12 protein-coding genes are annotated in these 16,122 nt (G+C 67.4%); 7 read left to right on the forward strand and 5 right to left on the reverse strand.

Translation table 11 applies throughout. The features are described from left to right. Nucleotides 1-39: 39 nt before the first annotated feature. Together ABZT02_RS26490 and rpsF are read right to left on the reverse strand one after the other, a co-directional pair. Complete coding sequence (locus tag ABZT02_RS26490; protein WP_356021451.1) at nt 40-648, reverse strand: single-stranded DNA-binding protein; 609 nt, start codon at nt 646-648, stop codon at nt 40-42. Nucleotides 649-726: 78 nt separating this feature from the next. Further along, nucleotides 727-1,017 carry a 30S ribosomal protein S6 gene (gene rpsF, locus ABZT02_RS26495; protein WP_356021453.1) on the reverse strand — a complete coding sequence of 97 codons (291 nt, stop codon included), beginning with the start codon at nt 1,015-1,017 and terminating at the stop codon, nt 727-729. Nucleotides 1,018-1,280: 263 nt separating this feature from the next. On the opposite strand from rpsF, the gene ABZT02_RS26500 reads away from it, so the two are divergent. The 3 genes from ABZT02_RS26500 to ABZT02_RS26510 all read left to right on the forward strand — a co-directional run bounded on the left by ABZT02_RS26500 (nt 1,281) and on the right by ABZT02_RS26510 (nt 3,999). After that, entirely contained in the window at nt 1,281-1,595 is a 315-nt protein-coding gene (locus tag ABZT02_RS26500) for a hypothetical protein (RefSeq protein ID WP_352387166.1), read from the forward strand. Between the two features lie 179 nt (nt 1,596-1,774). Next, complete coding sequence (gene femX, locus ABZT02_RS26505; RefSeq protein ID WP_356021456.1) at nt 1,775-2,893, forward strand: peptidoglycan bridge formation glycyltransferase FemX; 1,119 nt, start codon at nt 1,775-1,777, stop codon at nt 2,891-2,893. Between the two features lie 74 nt (nt 2,894-2,967). Continuing rightward, nucleotides 2,968-3,999 (forward strand): alanine racemase, encoded by a 1,032-nt coding sequence (locus tag ABZT02_RS26510; RefSeq protein WP_355748755.1) that lies wholly within the window; start codon nt 2,968-2,970, stop codon nt 3,997-3,999. Nucleotides 4,000-4,102: 103 nt separating this feature from the next. Here ABZT02_RS26510 and ABZT02_RS26515 read toward each other — a convergent pair whose 3' ends face one another. Together ABZT02_RS26515 and ABZT02_RS26520 are read right to left on the reverse strand one after the other, a co-directional pair. Further along, nucleotides 4,103-5,602: a glycosyltransferase 87 family protein gene (locus ABZT02_RS26515; RefSeq protein WP_356021458.1), complete on the reverse strand. Its 1,500-nt coding sequence runs from the start codon at nt 5,600-5,602 to the stop codon at nt 4,103-4,105. A gap of 108 nt (nt 5,603-5,710) precedes the next feature. Then, the gene (locus tag ABZT02_RS26520) at nt 5,711-8,407 is read right to left on the reverse strand and encodes a transglycosylase domain-containing protein (RefSeq protein WP_356021460.1); all 2,697 of its coding nucleotides are present in this window, start codon (nt 8,405-8,407) and stop codon (nt 5,711-5,713) included. A gap of 351 nt (nt 8,408-8,758) precedes the next feature. Between ABZT02_RS26520 and ABZT02_RS26525 the strand changes: the two genes are divergently transcribed. The 3 genes from ABZT02_RS26525 to ABZT02_RS26535 all read left to right on the forward strand — a co-directional run bounded on the left by ABZT02_RS26525 (nt 8,759) and on the right by ABZT02_RS26535 (nt 11,929). Continuing rightward, on the forward strand, nt 8,759-9,439 hold the full coding sequence (locus tag ABZT02_RS26525) for a PadR family transcriptional regulator (RefSeq protein ID WP_356021462.1): 681 nt from the start codon (nt 8,759-8,761) through the stop codon (nt 9,437-9,439). Nucleotides 9,440-9,483: 44 nt separating this feature from the next. Next, nucleotides 9,484-10,566 carry an inositol-3-phosphate synthase gene (locus ABZT02_RS26530; protein WP_356021464.1) on the forward strand — a complete coding sequence of 361 codons (1,083 nt, stop codon included), beginning with the start codon at nt 9,484-9,486 and terminating at the stop codon, nt 10,564-10,566. Nucleotides 10,567-10,654: 88 nt separating this feature from the next. Then, a complete protein-coding gene (locus ABZT02_RS26535) occupies nt 10,655-11,929 on the forward strand; it encodes an MFS transporter (RefSeq protein WP_356021466.1) in 1,275 nt (424 codons plus the stop codon). Between the two features lie 83 nt (nt 11,930-12,012). Here ABZT02_RS26535 and ABZT02_RS26540 read toward each other — a convergent pair whose 3' ends face one another. Further along, nucleotides 12,013-13,455, reverse strand: coding sequence for a CCA tRNA nucleotidyltransferase (locus ABZT02_RS26540; RefSeq protein WP_356021468.1), 1,443 nt, complete (start codon nt 13,453-13,455; stop codon nt 12,013-12,015). A 257-nt stretch (nt 13,456-13,712) separates the two neighbouring features. Between ABZT02_RS26540 and ABZT02_RS26545 the strand changes: the two genes are divergently transcribed. Then, a complete protein-coding gene (locus tag ABZT02_RS26545) occupies nt 13,713-16,082 on the forward strand; it encodes a DUF6049 family protein (protein WP_356021470.1) in 2,370 nt (789 codons plus the stop codon). Nucleotides 16,083-16,122: the final 40 nt, after the last annotated feature.

Genomic DNA, 16,122 nt, shown 5'->3' on the forward strand with positions numbered 1-16,122 from the left:
TCAAGAAGTGTGGGTACGACCCACCCCTCGGCCGAAGGCCTAGAAGGGGGGCTCGTCCGAGTAGCCGCCGCCAGTGCCGCCGCCGCCGGAGTTTCCACCCCAGCCGCCGCCACCGCCGCCGCCGGCCGGGCTGCCACCGGCGGGAGCACTGGTCGCCCAGGGGTCGTCGGCGGGAGCGCCGCCGCCCTGCTGACCGCTGCCGGAGCCACCGCCCCAGCCGCCGCCACCCTGGCCGCCACCGCTACCGCCGCCGTAACCACCCTGGCCACCACGTCCGGCACCGCCGGCGGTCTTGGTGACCTTGGCCGTGGCACTGCGCAGGCTGGCGCCGACTTCCTCGACGTCCAGCTCGTAGACCGTGCGCTTGACGCCCTCACGGTCCTCGTAGGACCGCTGCTTCAGCCGGCCCTGCACGATGACGCGCATGCCTCGCTGGAGCGACTCGGCGACGTTCTCCGCCGCCTGACGCCAGACCGAGCAGGTCAGGAACAGGCTCTCGCCGTCCTTCCACTCGTTGGTCTGGCGGTCGAAGGTGCGGGGGGTGGACGCGACACGGAACTTCGCGACCGCCGCACCGGAAGGGGTGAAGCGCAGCTCGGGGTCATCGACAAGATTGCCGACGACCGTGATGACGGTCTCGCCTGCCATGGGGAACCTCTCGGCGGGTTTGCTGCTCTGGCTGCTTGGTTGCTGCTACTCGGATCCCGGGATCAACTGAGCGGAAGCTCAGTGGGTCTCGGGGCGGAGGACCTTGGTCCGGAGGACCGACTCGTTCAGGTTCAGCTGGCGGTCGAGCTCCTTGACGACCGCAGGCTCGGCCTGCAGGTCGATGACCGAGTAGATGCCCTCGGGCTTCTTCTTGATCTCGTACGAGAGCCGACGACGGCCCCAGGTGTCGACCTTCTCAACCTTGCCGTTGCCCTCACGGACGACGGAGAGGAAGTTCTCGATCATGGGGGCGACAGCGCGCTCCTCCAGATCGGGGTCGAGGATGACCATCACCTCGTAGTGACGCATGTGGAACCCACCTCCTTTGGACTCAACGGCCACGGTCGTTCCGTGGCAGGAGGGTTGTGATGCGTACGCAACGGTATCGGCCGCCACTGACAATCGGGGCTTCCTCGCGGTAGTCCCGGTCGTGACATGGGCAGACACCGTGCAGACGGTACAGACTACCCGCACACCGGCTTCCGGTTGAAATCCGGCCCGGAGGACGGTCACTCTGTACACATCGGGTGTGTATGGCGCTACGATGCGCCGCCTTCCGCAGGAGGTGCCCTATGGCACAGGCAATGCGACCCAACACCGCCGGAGGCCTTTTTGCCACGGACGGAAAGTCCCACCCCCTCCAGGACACACTGCTCGCGGTGACCCTGGTGCTGGGCATCACGGCTTTCGTCTCGGCGATGTTCCACAACCTGCACCTGCTCAGCTCCTGGACCGGCCTGGTCGGCATCCTCACCGGTGCGTACGGCCAGTGGGTCTCGGAGACGACCCGAGAGCGCTTCGGACTGATCCTCGGTCTCGGCGCCGCAGCGGTCGGCTTCTTCCTCGGCATGGCGCACGGCGGTCTCTTCGGTGGGGTCATCAACTGACGCCACGGGCACTGTCCGCTCAACACCACCCAAAGCATCGCGGAACGTCCCGGCGGCCCACGAGCCGGGACGCAGGTTCCGTACGCCCAGTCGGGGCGCTCGCGAGGCGCAGTAGGCTTCGGCGCGAGAGCCGGAGCCCCTGTACCCATGGGGACACACCAGCCCGAGGAGCGCCCCGAATGAGCCTGACCCTGAGGACGATCAGTCGCGAGCAGCATCTGGCATACATCCAGAGCCTGCCGTCGGCGAGCCACATGCAGGTCCCGGCCTGGGCTGACGTCAAGGCGGAGTGGCGATCGGAGAGCCTCGGATGGTTCGACAAGGGCGGCGAGCTGGTCGGCGCCGGCCTCGTCCTCTACCGGCAGCTGCCCAAGATCAAGCGCTACCTCGCCTATCTGCCTGAAGGCCCGGTCATCAACTGGTTCGCGCCGAATCTGACCGAGTGGCTGGAACCGATGCTGGCGCACCTCAAGCACCAGGGCGCGTTCTCCGTGAAGATGGGCCCGCCGGTGATCATCCGGCGCTGGGAGGCCACCTCGATCAAGGCCGGCATCCAGAACCCGGACGTGAAGCGCCTGCGCGACATCGAGGCCGACTTCATCGAGCCGCGCGCCTTCGAGGTCGCCGACAAGCTGCGCCGCATGGGCTGGCAGCAGGGCGAGGACGGGGGAGCCGGCTTCGGTGACGTGCAGCCCCGCTACGTCTACCAGGTGCCGCTCGCGAACCGCTCCCTGGAAGAGGTCCACAAGAACTTCAACCAGCTGTGGCGACGCAACATCAAGAAGGCCGAGAAGGCCGGCGTCGAGGTCGTCCAGGGCGGTTACCAGGACCTCGAGGAATGGCAGCGGCTGTACGAGATCACGGCGGTGCGCGACCACTTCCGGCCCCGCCCGCTGTCGTACTTCCAGCGCATGTGGACGGCCCTCAACTCCGAGGACCCCAACCGGATGCGGCTGTACTTCGCCCGGCACGAGGGCGTGAACCTGTCGGCGGCGACCATGCTGATCGTGGGCGGTCACGTCTGGTACTCCTATGGCGCCTCCGACAACATCGGCCGCGAGGTCCGGCCTTCGAACGCGATGCAGTGGCGGATGCTGCGGGATGCCTATGCGCTCGGCGCGACCGTCTACGACCTGCGGGGCATCTCCGACTCGCTGGACGAGACCGACCACCTCTTCGGTCTGATCCAGTTCAAGGTGGGCACGGGCGGCCAGGCGGCCGAATACCTCGGCGAGTGGGACTTCCCGCTCAACAAGCTGCTCCACAAGGCCCTCGACATCTACATGTCGCGTCGCTGACGCCGCGCTCTTCGCTTCAATAGCTCGCATACCTCTGATACACCGCAGCCACTAGAAAGGTTCCGGGTCCGGCCATGGCGCTCACGCTCTACGTCGACACTGCGCGCTGGCGGGCGCATCACAAGCACGTGCAGGAGCAGTTCCCGGGGCTCGTCCCGGTCTGCAAGGGCAACGGCTACGGCTTCGGGCACGAGCGGCTGGCGGAGGAGGCCACCCGGCTGGGCTCGGACGTCCTCGCCGTCGGCACGACCTACGAGGCCGCGCGGATCAAGGACTGGTTCGGCGGTGACCTGCTGGTACTGACGCCCTACCGCCGCGGCGAGGAGCCCGTGCCCCTGCCCGACCGGGTGATCCGCTCGGTGTCGTCCATCGACGGCGTCTACGGCCTGGTGGGCGCCCGCGTGGTCATCGAGGTGATGTCCTCGATGAAGCGGCACGGCATCAGCGAGCAGGACCTGCCGCAGCTGCACGCCGCCATAGAGAACGTCCGCCTCGAGGGCTTCGCGATCCACCTGCCGCTGGACCGCACCGACGGCTCGGACGCCGTCGAGGAGGTCATCGGCTGGATGGACCGGCTGCGCGCGGCCCGGTTGCCGCTGCACACCCTGTTCGTCAGCCACCTCAAGGCCGAGGACCTCGCCCGGCTGCAGCAGCAGTTCCCGCAGACCCGCTTCCGCGCCCGCATCGGGACCCGGCTGTGGCTCGGGGACCACGACTCCACCGAGTACCGCGGCGCCGTCCTGGACGTCACCCGCGTCTCCAAGGGGGACCGTTTCGGCTACCGGCAGCAGAAGGCGGCCTCGGACGGCTTCCTGGTGGTCGTGGCGGGCGGTACGTCGCACGGTGTGGGCCTGGAGGCCCCGAAGGCCCTGCACGGCGTCATGCCGCGCGCCAAGGGGGTCGCACGGGCCGGCCTGGCGACGGTCAACCGGAACCTTTCTCCGTTCGTCTGGGGCGGCAAGCAGCGCTGGTTCGCCGAACCGCCGCACATGCAGGTCTCCATTCTGTTCGTGCCCTCGGACGCCCCGGAGCCGAAGGTCGGCGAGGAACTGGTGGCCCATCTGCGGCACACCACCACGCAGTTCGACCGGATCGTCGACCGCTGAGGTCCTTCAGCACCGCTGACGAAAAGGCCGTACACGGGAATGTCCGTGTACGGCCTTTCACACGTGTGGCCCAACCGGCGTACGCCGTACAGGCGCTGTTCGCTCAGAGCGAACCGTCGGGCCGACGATCGCTGCCCCACTCCACCGGTGGCCCGTCGAAGTGGGCCGCGTGCCGCGGCGGATGGGCGGCGGGGCCCAGTACGAAGACGTCCTCGGCTCGGTCGAGCACACCGCCCGAGGGATCGTCGTCGCCGGCCCGACGCACCACGTCCCGTTCCGGCATCAGGATGTCGCGCACGACCATCGCGCACAGGTAGGCCGTGCCCAGCAGGTGCAGTCCGATGGCCCAGTGGTAACCGTCGGTCGGCAGCCCCTTGTGGGCGTTGCCGCTGGTCGTGTACGCGAGGTACAGCCAGATCCCCAGGAAGTACGCCACCTCGCACGCCTGCCAGATGAGGAAGTCCCGCCATTTCGGCCGGGCCAGCACGGCCAGCGGCACCAACCACAGGACGTACTGCGGTGAGTAGACCTTGTTGGTGAGGATGAACGCGGCGACGATCAGGAACGCCAGTTGGGCGAAACGCGGCCTGCGCGGAGCGGTCAGGGCCAGCGCCGCGATGCCGGCGCAGCACAGCAGCACCAGCAGCGTGGCGAGCGTGTTGACGGTCTCGGTACTGAACGGGTCGGAGGACTTCTGGGCCATGATCAGCCAGAAGGAACCGAAGTCCACGCCCCGCTCCTGGCTGAACGTGTAGAACTTCGACCAGCCGTCGAAGGCGAAGTACATCACCGGCAGGTTCACCACGAGCCAGGAGACGACCGCGCCGCCGAACGCCTTGCCGAAGTCCCGCCACTTGCCCGCCCGCCAGCACAGCACGAACAGCGGCCCGAGCAGGAAGACCGGATAGAGCTTGGCGGCCGTGGCGAGCCCCAGGAGGACGCCGAAGGCGAGCGAGCGGCCCCGCGCCCACATCAGCATCGCGGAGGCCGTCAGAGCGACCGCCAGCAGGTCCCAGTTGATGGTGGCGGTCAACGCGAAGGCGGGCGCCAGGGCGACCAGCAGACCGTCCCAGGGGCGCCGGGCGTGGGTGCGGCTCACGCAGACGACGATGACGGCCGCGCAGACCATCAGCATTCCGGCGTTGACCATCCAGTACCACTGTTCCTGGTCCTGGATGCTGCCGCTCCCGGGCGTGAGCCAGGCGGCGACCTCCATGAACACGCCGGTCAGCACCGGGTATTCGAGGTACTGCATGTCGCCGGGGAGCTTGTCGAAGTACGGGACGAGTCCGTCGGCGAATCCGCGTCCCTGGTACAGATGCGGGATGTCCGAGTAGCAGGCGTGGGTGTACTGGGTGCTGGCACCGAAGAACCAGCCGCCGTTGTAGCAGGGCGCCTTCTGGACCAGGCCGAGCGCGAACACGCCGATGGCCACGAGCGCGATGACCCGGACGGGCGTCCACCAGGAGGTCCCCAGCAGGGCGCGCCGCCCGAGAGGGCCGCCGATGAACTCGCTGCCGTTCCTGGAGACCTCGTCGTCCTTGGTCGGACGCACTGGGTCCGAGTCGTGCACGCTCGCTGGCGTCGATTCAGCACTGGGCATGCGGCCCATCCTGCCGTACGAGGCTGGGAGTACGCCGAGGGCCGCCGCACCTGGTGGGTGCGACGGCCCATGTTTCACGTGAAACACCCTCAATGGGGCACGTGGCGCCTAACCACCTGGGCCGCCGAAGAGGCCCCCATTGCCGTTGCCGTTGCCGTTCCCGTTGGTGTTGCCGCCATTGGGATCCGTCGATGTGGCGGTGGGGGTCGAGCTCACGCCTCCGTCGGTGCCGCCGTTGTCCGTACCGCCCGTGTCGCCGCACTGCCAGTCGAACCGGCAGCTCTCCGAGGCCGTGGGCGTCGGTGAGGGAAACGTCAGGCTGGGCGTCGGGGTCGGAGTCGGGGTGGGCGACTCGGTCTCACTGGGCGTCGGAGTGGGCGTCGGGCTCGGCTCCTCGTTGACGATCTCACCGATCGGCTCCGGCGTCGGGAAGTCGATCGCCTTCTGGCCCTTCAGCGCCTGCTCCATGTAGTCGTGCCAGATCTCGGACGGGAACGACGCACCGTGGATCTTCTCCTGGCCACCCGTTCCGTACATCTCGAGGAACGTGCGGTTCTTCTTGGTCTCGTCGTCGTCGAGCCGGAACATCGTGATCGCCGTGGACAGCTGAGGGGTGTACCCGACGAACCAGGCGGACTTGTTGCCGTCGGTGGTACCGGTCTTGCCGGCCACCTCACGGCCGGTCAGCTGGGCGTTGGTGCCGGTGCCCTTTTCGACCACGGTCTTGAGGACGTCGGTGACGTTGTCGGCGACCTTCTTCTCGAAAGCCTGCTCGGGCTTCGCCTTGTGGTTGAAGACGTCACCGTCCTTGCTCGTGACCCTTTCGACGGAGTACGGCTCGTTCTGCTTGCCGCTGGCCGCGAAGGTGGCGTATGCGCCCGCCATACGGATCGCGCTGGGGTCGGAGATACCGATGGAGAAGGACGGGAAGTTGGTGCCGGCCAGGCTGTCTTCCTTGAGGCCCGCGTCCATGGCCGATTCCTTCACCTTGTCCAGGCCGACGTCCATGCCGAGCTGCACGAAGGCGGAGTTCACGGACTCCCGCATCGCCTCACGAAGATCGATCTGGTACTTGGGCGGAGAGCCGTAGGACTGCTTGCCGTCGTTCTCCTGGAGCCATTCCTTGTCCTCCTCGTTCTTCCAGATCGAACGGTCGTAGTTCTTGATCTTGAGGTCGTTCTTGCCGCTGAACAGGCTCTTCGCGTTGACGACGGTGCGCTCGTCCTGCGCCTGGCTCTCGCCGAGATCCGGATCGCGCACGCCCCACTTCATCGCCGCGGCGAGCACGAACGTCTTGAACGTCGAACCGACCTGGGCACCGGTCGAGTCGCAGTTGTTGGTGAAGTGGGTGGTCGCGTCCTCGCCGCCGTAGCAGGCCCGGATCGCCCCGGTGGCCGGCTCCACGGAAGCCCCGCCGAACTGGACGTAGGTGTCCTTGTCAGGGCGCTTCTTGGGATCGATGTTCTCCTCGCGGACCTTCTTGACCGCCGCCTCGAGCTCGTTGACCTTCTTCTTGTCGAAGGTCGTGTAGATCGAGTAGCCGCCCCGCTGGAGCTGGTCGGCGCTGATGATCTTGTTGTTGATCAGGTAGGCCTTGGCGAGGTCGACCAGATAGCCGGTCTGTCCCTTCAGCTGGGTGTTGGACCGGGGGTTTTGCACCTTGGGAAGCGTGGTGTGCCTGGCCCGCTCGGTGGCGCTGAGGTGACCGTATTCGACCATCTTGTCGAGGGTGTCCTGCATCTGGCGCAGGGCTCGCTTGCTGTTGGCCTCGGGTGAGGCGTTCACCGGGTCGATGGACGTCGCGCCCGCCGGGTCGTAATACGTGGCGCCCTTCAGCATGGCGGCCAGGAAGGCGCACTCGCCCGGATCCAGATCCTTGGCCTGCTTGTTGAAGTACGCGCGCGCGGCCGCCTGAATGCCGTAGGCGTTGCGCCCGTAGTACGCGGAGTTGAGATATCCCTCCATGATCGTGTCCTTGTTGACCGTGGCGCCCACCTTGATGGAGATGAAGATCTCCTTGAACTTGCGCGTGACGGTCTGGGACTGGTCGTTCAGGCGCGCGTTCTTGACGTACTGCTGGGTGATGGTGGAACCACCCTGCGTGTTGCCGCCCCTGGCCATGTTGAACACGGCGCGGGCGATGCCCTTGGGGTCGATGCCGCTGTCGGTGTAGAAGGTCTTGTTCTCCTGCGAGACGACGGCGTACTGCATCGCCTTCGGGATCTGCGCGAGGTTGACGATCTGTCGGTTGGTCTCACCACCCGTGGAGACCATCTCGGTGTCGTCGGACCAGTAGTAGACGTTGTTCTGCGCCGTCGCGGTCTCGGCCACGTTCGGGATACTCACGAGCGCGTAACCGACACCTGCGACTGCGACCAGGCTTCCGATGAAGCCGATGAACAGACCGGTCACCAGCTTCCAGGACGGCACCCAGCGCGCCACGCCGTACTTGCCGGCGCGGGGATAGTCGATCAGCCGCTTCTTGCCGGGGTCGCCCGCCCGTCCCCGGCCGCCCGGCGGCCGGCGGCCGCTTCCGCGAGCAGGCTCCGCCCCTCTGCGGCGACCACCGCCCGTACTTCTCTGGGCCGCCCGGCGGGCCTCGGCACGGCTGCCGTACTGACGTTCCTCGCCCTCCGGACCGTAAGAAGCCGACTCCTGGGAGCTCGTCCCATAGGAGTCGGCAAGAGACCCGGTGGCGCCTCGCGGAGCCGCGCGGCGGCCGGAGGACGAGCCGGACTGGCCGCGTCGGGCCGCGGCACGTCCGCCTCCCTGCGGCTGCGGCGGTTTGCGACGGTGCTCGCTCATCGAACGACTACTCCTCGGGCAGGCGCACCTTTGCGCGCCTGGAAACGGCGGCTGGTTTCCGGTCCCCCCGAAGTACGGATGCGGTCGGTTCCGCATTCATCCGTACCGCACCGGGACAGCAACGCTCCCCAGGCGTCGCTCGGTTCCCGGTGGTGTGCATGCCGCACAGACTACGCACCGTCAAAACCAGCCGTGCCCCGAAGTTCACCCCAAATCAGGCAACTTGGTTCGCATGAAACATTGATGTGATCCCGTTCACCGTCTCCCCACTTGTCGCTTCCGGAAGAGCGTTCTATCGTCTTGATGTATCGAGTCGATACATCGGTGCGACACAACGACGAGGAGGCGACGATGAGCCGGCGTTCCGGGATCCTCGAATTCGCCGTACTCGGCCTGCTCCGTGAGTCCCCGATGCATGGCTATGAGCTGCGCAAACGTCTCAATACGTCACTGGGCGTGTTCCGGGCGTTCAGCTACGGCACGCTCTACCCCTGCCTCAAGACGCTGGTCACCAACGGCTGGTTGATCGAGGAACCGGGGAACACCCACGAGGACGCCCTCGCCGCACCACTCGCAGGGCGTCGCGCCAAGATCGTCTACCGGTTGACGGCGGAAGGTAAGGAGCACTTCGAGGAGCTGCTTTCGCAGACGGGTCCCGACGCGTACGAGGACGAGCACTTCGCCGCTCGTTTCGCCTTCTTCGGGCAGACCTCGCGCGACGTCCGCATGCGAGTCCTCGAAGGCCGTCGCAGCCGGCTGGAGGAGCGCCTGGAGAAGATGAGTGCCTCGTTGGCACGCACCCGGGAGCGCCTCGACGACTACACACTTGAGCTCCAGCGCCACGGGATGGAGTCCGTGGAGCGCGAAGTGCGCTGGCTGAACGAGCTCATCGAGAGCGAGCGGGCCGGCCGGGACCTGAAGGGTCCGGGCCATGGAGAACCCACTCGCGACACCACAGAGGGAGCGCCGGGCGTCCTGCCCCGGCCCGGGGACACCCCCGGGTCGGATACGCCCGGCGACACCGCCACGTGAGGTCCCTGCCAGGGCCTCACTCGTACACACAGGGAGCAACCGGAATGGGTTCGGTTCGCGTAGCCGTCGTCGGCGTGGGCAACTGCGCCGCGTCGCTGGTTCAGGGAGTCGAGTACTACAAGGACGCCGACCCGGCGTCGAAGGTCCCCGGGCTGATGCACGTCCAGTTCGGCGACTACCACGTTCGTGACGTCGAGTTCGTCGCGGCGTTCGACGTCGACGCGAAGAAGGTCGGTCTCGACCTCGCCGACGCCATCGGCGCCTCCGAGAACAACACCATCAAGATCTGCGACGTGCCGAACACCGGTGTGACCGTCCAGCGCGGTCACACGCTCGACGGTCTCGGCAAGTACTACCGCGAGACCATCGAGGAGTCCGCCGAAGCCCCGGTCGACATCATCCAGGTCCTCAAGGACAAGCAGGTCGACGTCCTCGTCTGCTACCTGCCCGTCGGCTCCGAGGACGCGGCGAAGTTCTACGCCCAGTGCGCCATCGACGCCAAGGTCGCCTTCGTCAACGCCCTCCCGGTCTTCATCGCCGGCACCAAGGAGTGGGCGGACAAGTTCACCGAGGCGGGCGTCCCGATTGTCGGTGACGACATCAAGTCCCAGGTCGGCGCGACCATCACGCACCGCGTCATGGCGAAGCTGTTCGAGGACCGCGGTGTCGTCCTGGACCGCACGATGCAGCTGAACGTCGGCGGCAACATGGACTTCAAGAACATGCTCGAGCGTGAGCGCCTCGAGTCCAAGAAGATCTCCAAGACGCAGGCCGTGACCTCTCAGATCCCCGACCGGGATCTCGGCGCGAAGAACGTCCACATCGGCCCGTCGGACTACGTGCAGTGGCTCGACGACCGCAAGTGGGCCTACGTCCGCCTCGAGGGTCGCGCCTTCGGCGACGTGCCGCTGAGCCTGGAGTACAAGCTGGAGGTCTGGGACTCCCCGAACTCCGCGGGTGTCATCATCGACGCCGTACGCGCCGCGAAGATCGCCAAGGACCGCGGCATCGGCGGCCCGATCCTGTCGGCCTCCAGCTACTTCATGAAGTCTCCGCCGGTCCAGTACTTCGACGACGAGGCCCGCGAGAACGTCGAGAAGTTCATCAAGGGTGAAGTCGAGCGCTAAGGCTCACTCAAAACGCTCCTGCCAGGGCTACAGAGGGTCCCCGGGCTGTATCGCCCGGGGACTTTCGCCGTATGTGAGGCTGTGCCCCATGTCCGTCGTCCGCGATCTGCGTGCCCTTCTCCGTTTCCGAGACTTCCGACGTCTGCTCACCGTGCGCCTGCTCTCCCAGGGCGCGGACGGCGTCTACCAGATCGCGCTCGCCGCCTACGTCGTGTTCTCCCCGGAGAAGCAGACCTCTGCCACCGCGATCGCCTCCGCGATGGCGGTCCTGCTGCTCCCTTACTCCTTGGTCGGTCCTTTCGCCGGCGTCCTCCTGGACCGCTGGCGCCGCCGCCAGGTCTTCCTCTACGGCAATCTCGTGCGCGCCCTGCTGGCATCGGCGACGGCCGTCCTGATGATCGGCCACGTCCCGGACTGGCTCTTCTACGTCTCCGCCCTGTGTGTCACCGCCGTCAACCGCTTCATCCTGTCCGGTCTGTCCGCGGCACTGCCCCGCGTGGTGGACGAGGAACGGCTGGTGATCGCCAACTCCCTTTCCCCGACGGCCGGAACGCTCGCCGCGGCCGCGGGCGGCGGCCTCGCCTTCGTCGTACGCCTACTGGTCGCCGACTCCGACGCGGCCGTGGTGCTGCTGGGAGCGGGGCTGTACTTGTGCGGTGCGCTCGCCGCACTGCGCATGTCACCGGAACTACTGGGCCCCGATCGCGAGTTGGTGCAGCCTCGCCTCGGCACTGCCCTCGCTGGAACGGCTCGTGATCTGACCGCCGGTGTCCGTCATCTGGCCGCCCCCACACGTCGGTCGGCCGCCCGCGCGCTCGCCGCGATGTCGGTCATGCGGTTCTGTTACGGCGCTCTGCTCGTCATGGTGCTGATGCTCTGCCGGTACGCCCTGACATCCGATCCGGACGACGGACTCGCCCTCTTGGGCCTGGCGTTGGGAATCTCCGGTGCCGGCTTCTTCGTCGCCGCGGTCGTCACCCCCTGGGCCGCGGGAAAACTCGGACCGGAGCGCTGGATGGTCGTGTGCGCGGCAACCGCGGCAGTACTGGAGCCCGCCCTCGGGCTCCCCTTCGCCACCGCCCCCATGCTCATCGCGGCGTTCGTGCTGGGCTTGATCACCCAGGGCGCGAAGATCGCCACAGACACGATCGTGCAGTCCTCCGTCGAGGACGGATTCCGGGGCCGGATCTTCTCCGTCTACGACGTGCTGTTCAACATCGCCTTCGTGGGCGCCGCGGCCGTAGCCGCCCTGATCCTGCCACCGGACGGCCGCTCGGCGACCCTGGTGGTCATGGTCGCCGTTCTCTACGCAACGATCGCTGTGGCGATGACGAAGGAACGCCAGATGGCGACGGAACGATGAGGGAGCGATGTTTCACGTGAAACACCGCCCCTCGATGCGCTCAGGGTCATGTTTCACGTGAAACATGACCCCGTTTCACGGCCTCAGTTCTGCGCGGCCCACCACTCCTTGAGCGCGGCCACTGCTTCATCGTGCTCCATCGGCCCGTTCTCCAGACGAAGCTCCAGCATGTGCTTGTACGCGTGGCCCACCGCGGGGCCGGGTGCCACGCCGAGGATCTCCATGATCTGGTTCCCGTCGAGGTCGGGCCTGATCGAATCCAGCTCCTCCTGCTCCTGAAGCTGAGAGATCCGCTCCTCCAGACCGTCATAGGCACGCGACAACGCGGCTGCCTTGCGCTTGTTCCTGGTCGTGCAGTCCGAGCGGGTCAGCTTGTGGAGCCGGTCGAGCAGCGGGCCCGCGTCCCGCACATAGCGGCGAACCGCCGAGTCCGTCCACTCCCCGGTGCCGTATCCGTGGAAGCGCAGATGGAGTTCAACGAGCCGCGAGACGTCCTTCACCAGCTCGTTGGAGTACTTGAGCGCCGTCATCCGCTTCTTGGTCATCTTCGCTCCGACCACTTCGTGGTGGTGGAACGAGACCCGGCCGTCCTTCTCGAAACGGCGGGTGCGCGGCTTGCCGATGTCGTGGAGGAGGGCGGACAGGCGGAGGGTCAGGTCGGGCCCTTCCTTCTCCAGCGCGATGGCCTGCTCCAGGACGATCAGCGTGTGCTCGTAGACGTCCTTGTGCCGGTGATGCTCATCGCTCTCCAGTCGCAGGGCGGGAAGCTCCGGCAGCACGTGCTCGGCAAGCCCCGTGTCGACCAGCAGCGTCAGGCCCTTGCGCGGATGGGCGGACAGGATGAGCTTGTTCAGCTCGTCCCTGATCCGCTCGGCGGAAACGATCTCCAGGCGCCCGGACATCTCCGTCATCGCGGTGACCACCTCGGGCGCCACCTCGAAGTCGAGCTGCGCCGCGAAGCGTGCGGCCCGCATCATCCGCAGCGGGTCGTCCGAGAAGGACGCTTCCGGAGTGCCCGGCGTCCGCAGCACCCGCGCCGCAAGGTCGTCGAGGCCACCGTGCGGGTCGATGAACTTCCTCTCCGGGAGAGCGATGGCCATCGCGTTCACGGTGAAGTCACGCCGGACGAGGTCCTCCTCGATGGAGTCGCCGTACGACACCTCGGGCTTGCGCGAGGTGCGGTCGTACGCCTCGGACCGGTAAGTGGTCACCTCGATCTGGAAGCCGTCCTTCTGCGCCCCCACAGTGCCGAAGGCGATCCCGACCTCCCACACCGCGTCCGCCCACGGCCGAACGATCTTCAGAACGTCCTGGGGGCGGGCCTCGGTCGTGAAGTCCAGGTCGTTGCCGAGCCGGCCGAGCAGTGCGTCCCGGACCGAACCACCGACCAGGGCGAGTGAGAACCCGGCCTCCTGGAAGCGGCGGGCGAGGTCGTCGGCGACAGGTGCGACCTCAAGCGGTTCGTTCACCGCGCGGTCCTGCACCCGACTCGGGGCACTGAGGTTGTCTTCCTTGGCGTTCGGCACAACAGAAGAGGGTACGTGGCCCGGGCGTCCCCGTACGCCTCCATTAAACGTGCACGGACTCGCCATGCAGACCTGCACAAGGTCTGCTCCGGAGACTCACGGGCGCGCTCCCCTTTATACGTGCACATACGGGACAGTGCGGCAGCGTCCCCCGATCTTGTGGAGCAGTCCGCGGCACTTCCCCTCAGCGCGCATCGTTACCATGCGTGGACGCACATTCCGACGACCACTGACGACGACGAGGGACGGGCGAGCGCGTGGCCGAGGCGGCAGACTTCCAGGGGACGAGTCCCTCACCTGCCCGCCGCTGGCTGCGGCGTACCGGGGCCCTGCTCGCAGGCGTCCCTCTTGTGGCCGGCCTGTGCCAGCTTCCCGCCGCAATCCCCGCCCAGGCCGCCGACGACACCGGATCGGTATCGGTCGCGATCGACACGCTCAGCCCCACCACACCTACGGACGGTGACACGCTCACCGTGTCAGGGACGGTGACCAACAACGGCAAGCAGGCTGTCACAGCGGCCCATGTGGGCCTGCAGGTGGGCCCGGAGCTGAACACCCGCTCGTCGATCGACACCGTCACCGACGACGAGGACTCCCTCCAGGGCGCCACGGGGTCCGAGGTCGGCGGCAAGTACGTGGCGAAGTTCGCGAAGCTGACCCCTGGGGTGGCAGAGCCCTTCTCCATCTCCGTGCCGGTCGACGAGCTGGACCTCGGTGACGCCGGCGTCTACCAGTTCGCCGTCTCCCTCTCGGGCAGGACCTCCGCGCAGTCGTGGGACCAGCCGCTCGGCATCCAGCGGACGTTCCTGCCCTGGCAGGCCGACGAGGCGGACACAAAGACGAAGACGACCTTCCTGTGGCCGCTGATCTCCACCGTGCACATGACGGCGGAGACCGGCTCGAACGCACAGCAGACACCGGTCTTCCTCAACGACGACCTCGCCGAGGAGATCTCGGCGGGCGGCCGCCTGGACCAGATGCTCTCGCTCGGCGAGAACCTGAACGTCACGTGGGTGATCGACCCGGACCTACTGGCGTCCGTCGACGCGATGACCCGCAGCTACCGGATCCAGGGTGAGGGTGACACCACCACCCCGGGCACACACCAGGCACTCGCCAAGCAGTGGCTGGCCAGGCTGCAGAAGGCGGTGGAGGACAAGGAGGTCGTCGCGCTTCCCTTCGCCGACCCTGACCTCGCTTCCCTGGCCCACAACGGCACGAGCGTCACCGGCTCGCTCAGCCACCTCGACGAGGCGACCGACGTCGCGGCCACCACGGTGCGGACCGTGCTCCACGTGACGCCGAGCACCGACTTCGCCTGGCCGGTGAACGGCGCGGTGGACCCGTCGATCGTCAAGGTCGCCACCTCCGCCGGCGCCGACAAGGTGATCGCCCGCAGCGACAGCCTCCAGGAGACCGCCGGACTGTCGTACACCCCCTCCGCGGCCCGCCCCATCGGTGGCGGCACCACGGCGGTCGTCGCGGACGCGCGGATGTCCACGGCCTTCCAGGGCGATCTGACGAAAGCCTCCTCCGCCACGCTCGCCGTCCAGCGGTTCCTCGCCCAGAGCCTCACTCTCGACCTCCAGACGGACAAGCAGCGCAGCATCGTCGTCGCCCCGCAGCGCATGCCCACGGCGAGCCAGGCGGACGCGATGGCCGAAGCGATCACCGCGTTGCAGGGCGGTAACTGGTCGCAGCCCCAGAAGCTCACGGCGGCGGCTGCGGCCAAGCCCGATCCCGGGGCCACCACCAAGGTCCCCTCCGCGTCCGCCTACCCCTCCTCGCTGCGCAAGCAGGCGCTGCCCAAGTGGGCCTTCCAGCAGATCGCGAGCACGCAGAACAAGCTCGACAACTTCAAGGTGATCCTCTCCGACCAGTCCCGCGTCGTGACCCCCTTCGGACGGGCCATGAACCGCGAGATGTCCACGTCGTGGCGGGGCCGCGCCACCGAGGCGAGCGGCTTCCGCAGCGACGTCGAGGCCTACCTCGACGAACTGACCTCCCAGGTCAGCCTGATCGACAAGTCGGAGACCAAACTCTCCGGCCGCAGTGCCACGATCCCCGTGACAGTCCAGAACAACCTGGTGCAGGGAGTGGAGCACCTGAGGCTGCGGCTGACCTCCCTGAGCCCGAACCGTCTCGAGATCGGCGGCTCCTCCTACGACGAGCAGCCCGTCGAGGTCTCGGGCGGCCACAGCCAGACGGTGAAGTTCACCACGACGGCCAACGCCAACGGCAAGGCCTCAGTGATCGCCCAGCTGTACACGGAGGACGGCCAGCCGTACGGCGAGTCCGTCAGGTTCGACGTGAAGGTCACCGAGTTCACGGCCACCGTGATGCTGGTCATCGGCGGCGGTGTCCTGCTGCTGGTGCTGGCAGGGTTCCGGATGTACACCCAGCGCAAGCGCGCCGCCGCCCGGGAGGCCGAGCGGAACGGCCCCGACGACGAGGCGGGCGAAGCCGTGGACGGCCCGGAGAACCCGGAAGGCCCCGAGGACCGTCTCAAGGAGGAGACCGGCACCGGACCAGGGGCGGACGACCCGGAGCAGCCGAGTGATCTGACAGCGGACACCGCAGCGGAAAGCGCCGACCCGTCCGGCACGGGTGAGAGAGTGGACCGTTGAGGATGTCGTGGCCGGTGGGCCCGGGACGATGAGGTGGGGT

It is taken from the genome of Streptomyces sp. NPDC005402 (genome assembly GCF_040606575.1).
GTDB lineage: Bacteria > Actinomycetota > Actinomycetes > Streptomycetales > Streptomycetaceae > Streptomyces.

Excerpts from the sequence above, each read along its gene's own strand:
- ABZT02_RS26535 (WP_356021466.1), top strand. The coding sequence starts at position 10,655 with ATGTCCGTCGTCCGCGATCTGCGTGCCCTTCTCCGTTTCCGAGACTTC.
- ABZT02_RS26530 (WP_356021464.1), top strand. The coding sequence starts at position 9,484 with ATGGGTTCGGTTCGCGTAGCCGTCGTCGGCGTGGGCAACTGCGCCGCG.
- ABZT02_RS26510 (WP_355748755.1), top strand. The coding sequence starts at position 2,968 with ATGGCGCTCACGCTCTACGTCGACACTGCGCGCTGGCGGGCGCATCAC.
- ABZT02_RS26515 (WP_356021458.1), bottom strand. The coding sequence starts at position 5,602 with ATGCCCAGTGCTGAATCGACGCCAGCGAGCGTGCACGACTCGGACCCA.
- ABZT02_RS26520 (WP_356021460.1), bottom strand. The coding sequence starts at position 8,407 with ATGAGCGAGCACCGTCGCAAACCGCCGCAGCCGCAGGGAGGCGGACGT.
- ABZT02_RS26500 (WP_352387166.1), top strand. The coding sequence starts at position 1,281 with ATGGCACAGGCAATGCGACCCAACACCGCCGGAGGCCTTTTTGCCACG.
- ABZT02_RS26490 (WP_356021451.1), bottom strand. The coding sequence starts at position 648 with ATGGCAGGCGAGACCGTCATCACGGTCGTCGGCAATCTTGTCGATGAC.
- rpsF (WP_356021453.1), bottom strand. The coding sequence starts at position 1,017 with ATGCGTCACTACGAGGTGATGGTCATCCTCGACCCCGATCTGGAGGAG.
- femX (WP_356021456.1), top strand. The coding sequence starts at position 1,775 with ATGAGCCTGACCCTGAGGACGATCAGTCGCGAGCAGCATCTGGCATAC.
- ABZT02_RS26525 (WP_356021462.1), top strand. The coding sequence starts at position 8,759 with ATGAGCCGGCGTTCCGGGATCCTCGAATTCGCCGTACTCGGCCTGCTC.